Origin of the sequence: Pseudomonas sp. B329, from assembly GCF_023127835.1 — a bacterium.
GTDB lineage: Bacteria > Pseudomonadota > Gammaproteobacteria > Pseudomonadales > Pseudomonadaceae > Aquipseudomonas > Aquipseudomonas synxantha_A.
Genome location: NZ_SPKP01000046.1, coordinates 1 through 8,889 on the forward strand (window position 1 = coordinate 1; position 8,889 = coordinate 8,889).

The 8,889-nt window shown below is 58.7% G+C and carries 7 protein-coding genes and 4 pseudogenes; 3 read left to right on the forward strand and 8 right to left on the reverse strand.

All coding sequences use genetic code 11. The features are described 5' to 3' along the window. Together E4P00_RS21200 and E4P00_RS21205 are read right to left on the reverse strand one after the other, a co-directional pair. Window positions 1-553: BapA prefix-like domain-containing protein (locus tag E4P00_RS21200; RefSeq protein WP_248132955.1), on the reverse strand; the 553-nt coding region annotated here is incomplete at its 3' end. A 105-nt stretch (window positions 554-658) separates the two neighbouring features. Continuing rightward, window positions 659-844 (reverse strand): annotated as a pseudogene (locus E4P00_RS21205) (IS3 family transposase); the annotation flags it as partial. A gap of 9 nt (window positions 845-853) precedes the next feature. On the opposite strand from E4P00_RS21205, the pseudogene E4P00_RS21210 reads away from it, so the two are divergent. Further along, window positions 854-1,159, forward strand: a pseudogene (locus E4P00_RS21210) (IS30 family transposase); the annotation flags it as partial. A gap of 124 nt (window positions 1,160-1,283) precedes the next feature. On the opposite strand, the gene E4P00_RS21215 reads toward E4P00_RS21210, so the two are convergent. Further along, window positions 1,284-1,430 (reverse strand): hypothetical protein, encoded by a 147-nt coding sequence (locus tag E4P00_RS21215; protein ID WP_248132957.1) that lies wholly within the window; start codon window positions 1,428-1,430, stop codon window positions 1,284-1,286. Between the two features lie 95 nt (window positions 1,431-1,525). Here E4P00_RS21215 and E4P00_RS21220 point away from each other — a divergent pair, with 95 nt between their 5' ends. Then, the gene (locus E4P00_RS21220) at window positions 1,526-1,936 is read left to right on the forward strand and encodes an NUDIX domain-containing protein (RefSeq protein WP_248132959.1); all 411 of its coding nucleotides are present in this window, start codon (window positions 1,526-1,528) and stop codon (window positions 1,934-1,936) included. Between the two features lie 27 nt (window positions 1,937-1,963). On the opposite strand, the pseudogene E4P00_RS21225 reads toward E4P00_RS21220, so the two are convergent. The 5 genes and pseudogenes from E4P00_RS21225 to E4P00_RS21245 form a co-directional block, all read right to left on the reverse strand. Then, window positions 1,964-2,137 (reverse strand): annotated as a pseudogene (locus E4P00_RS21225) (transposase domain-containing protein); the annotation flags it as partial. Between the two features lie 798 nt (window positions 2,138-2,935). Further along, window positions 2,936-4,138, reverse strand: coding sequence for an HlyD family efflux transporter periplasmic adaptor subunit (locus tag E4P00_RS21230; RefSeq protein ID WP_248132961.1), 1,203 nt, complete (start codon window positions 4,136-4,138; stop codon window positions 2,936-2,938). Next, a complete protein-coding gene (locus E4P00_RS21235) occupies window positions 4,135-6,411 on the reverse strand; it encodes a type I secretion system permease/ATPase (RefSeq protein WP_248132963.1) in 2,277 nt (758 codons plus the stop codon). The genes E4P00_RS21230 and E4P00_RS21235 overlap by 4 nt, the downstream gene beginning before the upstream one ends. Beyond that, the gene (locus E4P00_RS21240) at window positions 6,412-7,641 is read right to left on the reverse strand and encodes a TolC family protein (protein WP_248132965.1); all 1,230 of its coding nucleotides are present in this window, start codon (window positions 7,639-7,641) and stop codon (window positions 6,412-6,414) included. 458 nt (window positions 7,642-8,099) lie between these two features. Next, complete coding sequence (locus E4P00_RS21245) at window positions 8,100-8,420, reverse strand: hypothetical protein (RefSeq protein ID WP_248132967.1); 321 nt, start codon at window positions 8,418-8,420, stop codon at window positions 8,100-8,102. 297 nt (window positions 8,421-8,717) lie between these two features. Between E4P00_RS21245 and E4P00_RS21250 the strand changes: the two are divergent. Further along, a pseudogene (locus E4P00_RS21250) lies at window positions 8,718-8,889 on the forward strand (conjugal transfer protein TraG); the annotation flags it as partial.

Here is an 8,889-nt window from a genome sequence, read left to right on the forward strand (position 1 = left end):
TCGTCACGCTGCTGCCGTCAGGCAGGTGCACGCTGACCAGGCCGCCCGGCTCGGCAGTGCCGGCCAGGCCCAGGAGGTTGTTGAACAGAATTTCCGGGGCGTCGGGCAGCGAACCGCCCTCATCCTTGGAGCCGCCACCGCCGCCACCGCTGCTGACCAGGCCAATGGTGCCGAGGCCAACGCCAGCTAGCAACAGGCCGAGCAAGTCGTCGGACTGTTCGATGAGGAGTTCATCGATGGAGCCCAGCTCCAGCACTTCGGTGCCGGCCCAAGGGTCGGAGTAGTCGGCCCACCACAATTGGCGATTGCTCGGCTCCTCCAGGACCAGGTCATTGCGTACCCCGTCAACACTGTGGAAAAAATTGTCGATGGTGATGACCTCACCACTCTTCAGACGCACCACCAAGCTCTCGCCATTACGACTAATGGACTTAAGGTCATCCGGTGAAGTAGCGATTTTTACCACGCACGGCCGCACTAGCGACAACAGGTTGTTGCCGCTAGCATCCGTCAACTGCCCTGTACTCTTTGCAATCAGTTGAATCGTGACCATATTTACTCCGTCCATATTTCAAAGCACAAAGGCGGCCGTCTTGCTAAAGTGTTCTACACTTACCAACCATGTTTTAGGCGCATCCTCACCCCCCGGATAACCAGCTCAGGTCGAGTTAAAGAAATCCGAGTTAAAGGATAAAAGATGACATGCAAGCAAGAAAATAAGAACACTCCTAAATCCAGGCTCACGACGCCTTCGACGGTTATGAAACCGCTCGATGTAGTCAAATAAACCCGCCTGCGCCTCATCACGAAGTCGATACGACTGATGGATAATGCGCTCCCGCTTGGGCTGAATAGCGAGCGCTTCGAGCTGGCGGCCCATATGCTGCGTGAGCATTTGTCTCCCGAGCAGCTTGCCGGCAAGCTGCGCAGCATGAACATTCCCAGCCTCAGAGATGCCTATGTCTGTCGCGAAACGATCTATAGCGCCATCTATGCCTTGCCGGTCGGCGAGCTGCGTAAGGAACTGATCATCTGCCTGCGCCAAAGCAAAACGGCACGCAGACCGCGCCCTGGCGACGCGGCCAGCCACCCAGAGATGGTCAGCATTCATGTGCACCCGCCGGAGATCGAAGACCGGCTGATGCCGGGGCATTGGGAACCTGCGGATCGTCCAGGACGGGGAAACGCCACACTGGGCTAGGAGCGGCGTCATCGACGCAAATCACCTGGCCACGGCCGTCGAGCAGGCGGCGGACAAATGTCTCGGGCGCACTATCAACAGTTTAGAAACGGCAGACCCAGCCAAGATACGAGCGCGCCTGCTCCAGCACGTTAAGCACGGTAGTCTCGCAATACTTGGCACTACCGCCGAGCGGCAAAACGATCAGGTTGCGCTCACGCAGGCTCAGCGGTAAGCGGACGGCAAACACACCTTGTGAATCTTTCGTCCTCTCCGGTTTCGATGGCAGCTTGCTTCGCTTATTCTTCCCGACTCACGCGTAAGGATCGGAGTAGGTTTGACGGCATGGAAGCAGATAAATCTTGTCCTGTAGTTCTGCGAGGCCGAGAAACGCTGGAAATCTTAGCGTTCGAGCATCCATTAGCAGGCTTTCAGCTGGTCAAAGGCAGTGTCGAGCCAGGTGAGTCAAGCGACCTGGCTGCGGTTCGAGAGCTGAAAGAAGAAGCAGGGATTCAGTCGACAGTTGGGCGACATCTGGGGCAGCGGCGATGCATCGTAACTGGATACACATGGGCATTTCATGAATGTCATGTTGCCCAAGACCTTCCAGATACTTGGATGCATTTTGCAGAAGATGATGGAGGCCATGAATTCAGATTCTTTTGGCATCCGCACGTGAGCGAGCCCTCTGAGAATTGGCATCAGGTTTTCAAGGATGCTTTGAGCTTTCTTCGGAAAAAACTCACTGAAGCCTAAGTGCGCTTACAGCTTTTCTTGGGGTAGTCAGGACGGAACCCACTGATGCGGCAGCAATTGTGCGATCTCACGGACCCGCTGCGTCGGCAGTCGCTTCAGCACATCCTTGAGATAGGCATACGGATCATGCCCGTTCATGCGCGCCGATTGGATCAAACTCATGATGGCCGCAGCCCGCTTACCGCTGCGCAGCGATCCAGCAAGTCGAGTCAGCCGAAGGGAATTTCACCCCTCGGCTGCTCACAGAACCGTACGTGACAGTCTCCCGTCATACGGCTCTTGATCACACATTCGATGCACGTAGTAAATACCAATGCGCGAACAGCTCCGGATTCTCTCTTCGAACAAGACGCAGCCGATGCTCCGCTTGACGTATAGAGATTCGGTACTTGCTCTTCATCCATTTGAGCAGGCGCGATTGCAACGCGCTCCACAATCGATAGCTGAAGTTTCTGTACCAGAATTTACCGTAGTATTCGATCCATCCTCGAATCACAGCGTTGTACCTGCGAGAAAAATCCCTCAGGTCATCCGTAGTGGATCGATGGATGCGCCAGTGTTTGATCGTGTCTATCCACTTCCAGTACCCAGTTCTTACGACGGCACCGAATGGAGCATTGACGCAAAGCATCGTGGGCCGATCTTCCGGGCCTGTACCCATACGAGTCAGGATAGAAAATCGGATCGATCACAGCCTCCACATATCTTTTCACTGCGCCTTGGGCTACCCCACTGGCGCAATGCGCAATTAGCGTGGAACAATGCATCGAACAGCACTAGGCTGCTGCCCGCGGCGAGCATGTCGATGGATTCCTGCCAACACTCCAGCTTCACGCAGTTGACTACCGCATCGGTCAACACTGGCACCAGTTGCAGCCAACACCTGTCAGTCCGCAGGCCCCGCTCGCAGCGGCCCAGGGCAAAGAAAAGCTCGCTGACGTGCTTGCCAGTACTTTCCGCTTCGCAGCGCTCCCGTAGGCGGGGCGGCGCGAGCTTAAGTCAACGTTCGCGCAGCGCTTCGCGGGCGCGGTTAAGCGGCTTGGTCAAGTAATCCCAGACGGTCTTGGTGCCGGTGTGGATGTCCACGGTAGCTACCATGCCAGGGAAGATCGAGAAGGCCTTGCCGTTCTTGTTCTTCAACGAATCAGTCTCGGTACGCACGAATACCCGGTAATAGTACTGGTCGCGGCGAACCTCGTCCTGGATGGTATCAGGCGAGATGCTCACCACTTGACCGTCCATGCCGCCGTAGATGGAATAATCGTAAGCGCTGATCTTGACCATGGCCGGAAGGCCCGGATAGATGTAGGCGACATCGCGCGGAGAAACGCGCGCCTCCACCAACAGTTGGTCTTGCACCGGAACGATTGTCATGAAACGACCGTTGGGCGGGATCACTCCGCCGACAGTGTTTATCTCAATGTCCTTGACAATACCGCGTACCGGCGAGGTGATGGTCAGACGCGACAGCGAGTCTGCTCGGCCACGGGTCACCGACTGCTGCGCCTCCACTTCGCTATTGGCCTTGGCCAGGTCCTCGCGAGCCTTCACTAGGTACTGGTTACGGGTCTCTGTGGCTTTAAGCTGCAGTTCGTTGGCTTGGCGTCGCAGGCGCAACACTTCGACGTTGCTAGCCGCACCGGCCTCGGCCAGACGCGAGGTCATCTGCAGTTCCTTGTTGACCAAGGTAAGGGCCTCGCTGATACCACTAAGAGTTTTCTGCAGGCTTTCACGGCGGGACTTGTACAGCGCCGTCTCGGACTTCACCAGATCCGGCTCCTTCATCACCTCGGCGGGAAACACCGGCTCATCGCCGTCGACCTCGGCGCGTAAGCGCGCCGCCATGGCCAGGGCCGAACGTGCCCGCGCGGCGCTCTCATCCACCGCGGACTCAGTCTTGGTACGGTCCAGCTGGGCTAGCACCTGCCCGGGTTCCACCAGGTCGCCTTCCTTGACCCGCAATTGCGAGAGGATGCCGCCCTCCAGAGACTGGATGACCTGTTCGCGGGTACTAGGGATCACCTTACCGCTACCAGTGGAGACCTCATCCAGCTTGGAATAGTAAGCCCAGATAAATAGCAGCAGCATGGCGGCGAAAGCGCCCCAGACTACGCGCGAGGCACCCGGCACGCGCTGCTGCTCGACAAAGAGTTCGCAGCCTGGCGCAACGGGCCTGGGCAACCGAATCGAATTAACCTTCATGATGACTCCCGCGGAGTCAGCCGCGCGGTCGCTTTCGACGGATTCCCGTGCACCGCCACAGCAGGCACCGACTCAGCCACCGCTGCCGCACCACCCGGTGCGGCAGCGGCACCGTCCGGGCCATCAGTTGCGGCGGCCGGTTTTTCCACCTGTCGGTTGAGCTTGTCCAGCACCGCCTGCTTGGTGCCGTCCAGTACCACCTTGCCGCCATCGACTACAATGATCCGGTCAACCCAACGCAGCACACCAGGACGGTGGGTTGCCACCACCAGGGTGCGGTTGTTAAGCCAAGGTTTCAGGTTGTGGACCAGTTGTTGCTCGGCGAGCTCGTCGAGCCAGGCAGTAGGCTCGTCAAGCAGCAGAACCCGTGGATCACGCAACAGCGTACGGGCCAACAACAACGCCTGGCGCTGGCCGCCGGACAACCCGCGACCGCCTTCGAGGATCTGATGATCGAGCCCATCAGGCTGCTCCTGCACCATCGTCAGGGCGCCGCTCAGGCGCAGGGCGTTAAGCAACTCGTCGTCGCTGGCGCTGGGTCGACCCATGGTCAGGTTCTCACGCAGCGTGCCGAAGAACAGATTGGCCTGTTGACTGAGGAAGGCTACGTCACGGCGTACGTCGTAGGGGTCGATCAGATCTAGCTTGAGCGAGTCGAGCATCAGCATGCCTTCCTGTGGCCGGTACATCCCAGCCATCAGTTGCAGCAGGCTGGACTTGCCGGCACCGTTGCGGCCAAGAATGGCCACCTTCTCGCCAGCGGATATATTCAGTTGGCCAACCTCGATGGCCTGGCGCTTATCTTCTTGGCGGTAGCGGAAACGCACGTTCTCCAAGGTGAAATCGCCGTGGATCACAGGGCGGTGCAGCAGGCAACCGGCGTCCGCGGTTTCCACCGGACGCTTCATCAGCTCCTCCAGGCCCTCGCGGGCGACCTTAGCCTGCTGCCAGCGCGCCATGACCCCAGAGATCTGCGCCAGCGGCGAAATCATCCGCGAAGACAGAATCGACATGCCAATCAGCACACCGATGGTCATGTTGCCCTCCATCACCTGGAAGCAACCGACCAGGATCACCACTGCATAGATCAGTGTCTGCACTTCCTGGGTCCAGGTCATGAGCGCGCCGGAAATGAAGCGTTGGCGCATGCTGATGTCGGCCGACACCGTGTTGAGGTGGTTCCACTGGTTCTGGAAGCGCTGCTCGGCGCGCAGTTGCTTGATGTCCTCAATGCCCTGCACCGCCTCCACCAGGATGGCGTTGCGGATCGACGACTCGCGCATACCTTCTTTGGATAGCTTGGCCAGGCGTTTCTGAGCCAGCAGGCCGGGGATGATCAGCAGCGGCAACACCGCCATCGGCACCAGTGCCATATAACCACCGATCACCCAGAGCATCAGTAGGAAGAGGAAGAAAAATGGCAGGTCGGCCAAGGTGCCAAGGGTAGTCGAGGTGATCAGTTCACGCACCTGCTCTATCTCACGCAATTGCGAGATGAACGAACCGGTGGACTTTGACATGGCCTCGTTGCGCAGGCGCAGAGCGTGGCCAAAGACCCGGTCGGAAATGCGCAGGTCGGCGCGCTTGCCGATCTTGTCAGAAAGGCTGGTTCGCGCCAGGCGCATGCCAAACTCGATGGCCACCGCCAGTATCACCCCGCCGAACAGCACCCACAGGGTTGCCTCAGACTGCGCCGGCACCACGCGGTCGTATACCTGCATGGAGAAGATCATTGAGGACAACGCCAATACGTTGGCGACCAACGAGGCGAGCATGATGTCGCCATAACAGCGCCAGTCCTTGAGGACGATGCTCCAGAACCAGTTCCGCTCGTAAGGCTTGATATAGTCGTCGACCCGCACGTCAGGTACGGCAATTTCCGGACGCAGGCAGAAGACCCGCTGCACCCGCTCGCTCACCTCCTGTACCGGCAGCGCCTGCAGCACGCCCTGCTCGCCGCTCAGGCGCACGCCAACACGCCCCTGGCCATCAATGCTTTCGATAACTCCGACCTGACCGCCGGAGAACTGCGCCAGCACTGGCAAGCGCCAGGGATCCAGCACACCCTTGCTCAGCGGTTCGCTGCGCAGCGACATACCCATGTCACGGGCCATGCACTGCAGTTGCTGGTCGAGGTCCTGATTGGGCAACCATTCTTGACCAACGCGAACACGCTCCTCAGAAACATCGAGACGATAGTGTCGGGCCAGAAACAGCATCGATTCAAGCCAAGGCACATAGGCAGCTTCTGACTTCCGTGCTTGCGTAGTCATTTAGAGCTCTTCCTTGATTTGGAAGACGTCGTGCATGTAACCGGTGGCGTTGATGAAGCCCACCTGAGCGACCCACAAGTCGTGGCGTACGTTTACCAGGTCGCTGCGTGCCTGGAAAATTTCCTGCTCAGTGTTGAGCAAGTCGAGCAGCGTGCGAGTGCCCAGCGAGAGGTACTGCTCGCGGTATAGCTGCTGGGTGTCGTAGATGTTCTTCTGTCGCTCGACGAGCACCTTGAGACGGTCCTTAAGGCCACTCATCTGCTGCCGTAGAGCGGTCCACTCGTCGTTGGATTCGAGTTTTCTGGTGTAAATGCGCTCTTCCGCCGCCCGCACCCCCAGGCCCGCGCCGCGAACCCGCGCCGACGGCGCGCCACCGGCGAACAAGTCATGCTTAACACCGACCGTCAGGGTATAGACCTGGTCGCCAGCGCTGCCCATGTACTTGCTGACTCCGCCGTCGGCGGTGAAAGTCGGCATGGTATTGGATTTGGCCAGCGAAAATTGCACCTGCGCCTCATCCAACTGAGCCTCGGCTAGGCGCACCGCGACGGGGTGTTCCGGGGTCGGCTCGATACCCAGTACGGATTGCAGCAGGCGCTCGGCCGGCACGCTGACATCGGTGCCGGTGAGGTCACGGCCGATCATTATATGTAGCTTGGTACGCTGCTGCTGCAACTGGGTCTGGATAGCCAGCAGCGCCGACTGCGCAGCCTCCACTCGCGACTGTGCCTGGATCAGGTCCGCCTGGGTACTGGCACCGTCTCTTGCACGCTGTCGGGCTAGTTCGCGCAGACGTTTGACACCTTCGCTCTGCCCATTGGCCACATCCAGAAGTTCGTTGTAACGCGATACCTCGATCAGGGTCTGCGCTGATTGCCGAGCCACCTCATCGGTGGCCGCCATCATCTGCAATTGCTGCACGCGCACACCAGCCTCGGCGTCCTTCACAGAGTTAGCCACCTTGCCGAAGTCGTAGAGCATCTGAGAGGCGTTCAGCGACAGGCTCTGCCCGTTACCGTAGATACCCTGCTTGCCAGTGCTCAGGCCGACCTGGACGGTTGGCAGGTAGCCGGCTTTGGCGACGTTGATGGCTTCACGCTGCTGATCGACCCGGGCCGCGGCGTCGCGGATCGACGGGTAGACCTCCACCGCCAAAGTCACCGCCTGCCAGAGATCGAGCCTGGCGTTTCCGGGGTCCACCTTGGCATCTTCCACGACAAGGTGGCCCACCGACAAATCCAGCACCGGCTTAGTAGGGAGTGAGAACCGCATGTCGCTCGGAGATGCCGGTCGACGCTCTGCACCGGTGCCATTCTCCACGGGCTTACGCACCGCCGGCGCAACCTCTGGCTGTGTAGTAACCGCATCCACCCACCGGCATTCGGGACGATAGACCATGCGCGCACTGGACTTAGTAGAGGTATCCGACACTCCACCAGCGACAACAAACAGGGGCATCGCCAATAAGGGTAATGCGCTCCATTGAGACTTTTGGAAATACATTTTCGGCTTCTTGCAAAACGGAGATGCCATGCTACATGCCGCCCCCATCCTTATCGCTAGGAATACTCTTAAAAACCCCCTCAGCCAGACTGATCTGTCCCGGGACTTATAGTGGCCTACTGATCCCGGCCACCAATTTAGGCGAAAACCCTAGCCGAGAAAGAGATGTCCGATGAGCAAGCAGTTCAGCTTGCCTGAACAGCACGGAGGAGTTGAGAGCACTGTTTGAGCAAAACGCCAAGAGACTCGTAAATCGCTGCCGCGAGCCAGTTCACGTCATCACTCAACAGCTGCTCGATCACGTCAATCGGGGTCGTGATATCCACCCAACCAATAGCCAGCACCTCACCGCGCAATTGATGCAATGCCTGCAACGCCCAGTGCCGATCGCATAGGGCGACCGCCTCAATCAGGCTCCTGAGGTTATTGCAAAGTTCAGCATATTCCTCCTCTCCTTCTTGCTTCTGCTCAAACAATAGTTGCACCTGGGGTATCAGCAGGGACACGTCGCACCAGAGCTCAATCATCTGCTGCAGTTTGGCCGGTCTGATAGGTTTGATCAGCAGGCCATCTATTCCGGCATCAAAACAACGCTCGAGGCGGTCGTTATCCGCGCAGCGATTGCCGTCATTTGCCAGAGAGCATGTTCAACGAGGTCGCCGCGGTATTCGATGCCCTGCTCAGAATGGATCCCGCATTGCGCCCAGCGCTCGGAAGCGTCGATCGATCATTGCGCTCACGAGCATGGAACGATGGCAAGGTCACTGCGCACCACGCCATTACCCGACTGTGAGGTCACCACCATGCTCATGAGCACCAACAGCTACCTGGAGTTTTACCTCTCGCTGCTGGCCTGGATCATCAACAACGGTATCTGGAGCATCCTGTCCGACACCGGACTGTTCGCCGCACCCTTCGGCGCGATCATCTTGCAAGAATGGTTGTCGGCCCGTCAGCAAGGCGCGGATGAAGGAA

Excerpts from the sequence above, each read along its gene's own strand:
- E4P00_RS21220 (WP_248132959.1), top strand. The coding sequence starts at position 1,526 with ATGGAAGCAGATAAATCTTGTCCTGTAGTTCTGCGAGGCCGAGAAACG.
- E4P00_RS21230 (WP_248132961.1), bottom strand. The coding sequence starts at position 4,138 with ATGAAGGTTAATTCGATTCGGTTGCCCAGGCCCGTTGCGCCAGGCTGC.
- E4P00_RS21235 (WP_248132963.1), bottom strand. The coding sequence starts at position 6,411 with ATGACTACGCAAGCACGGAAGTCAGAAGCTGCCTATGTGCCTTGGCTT.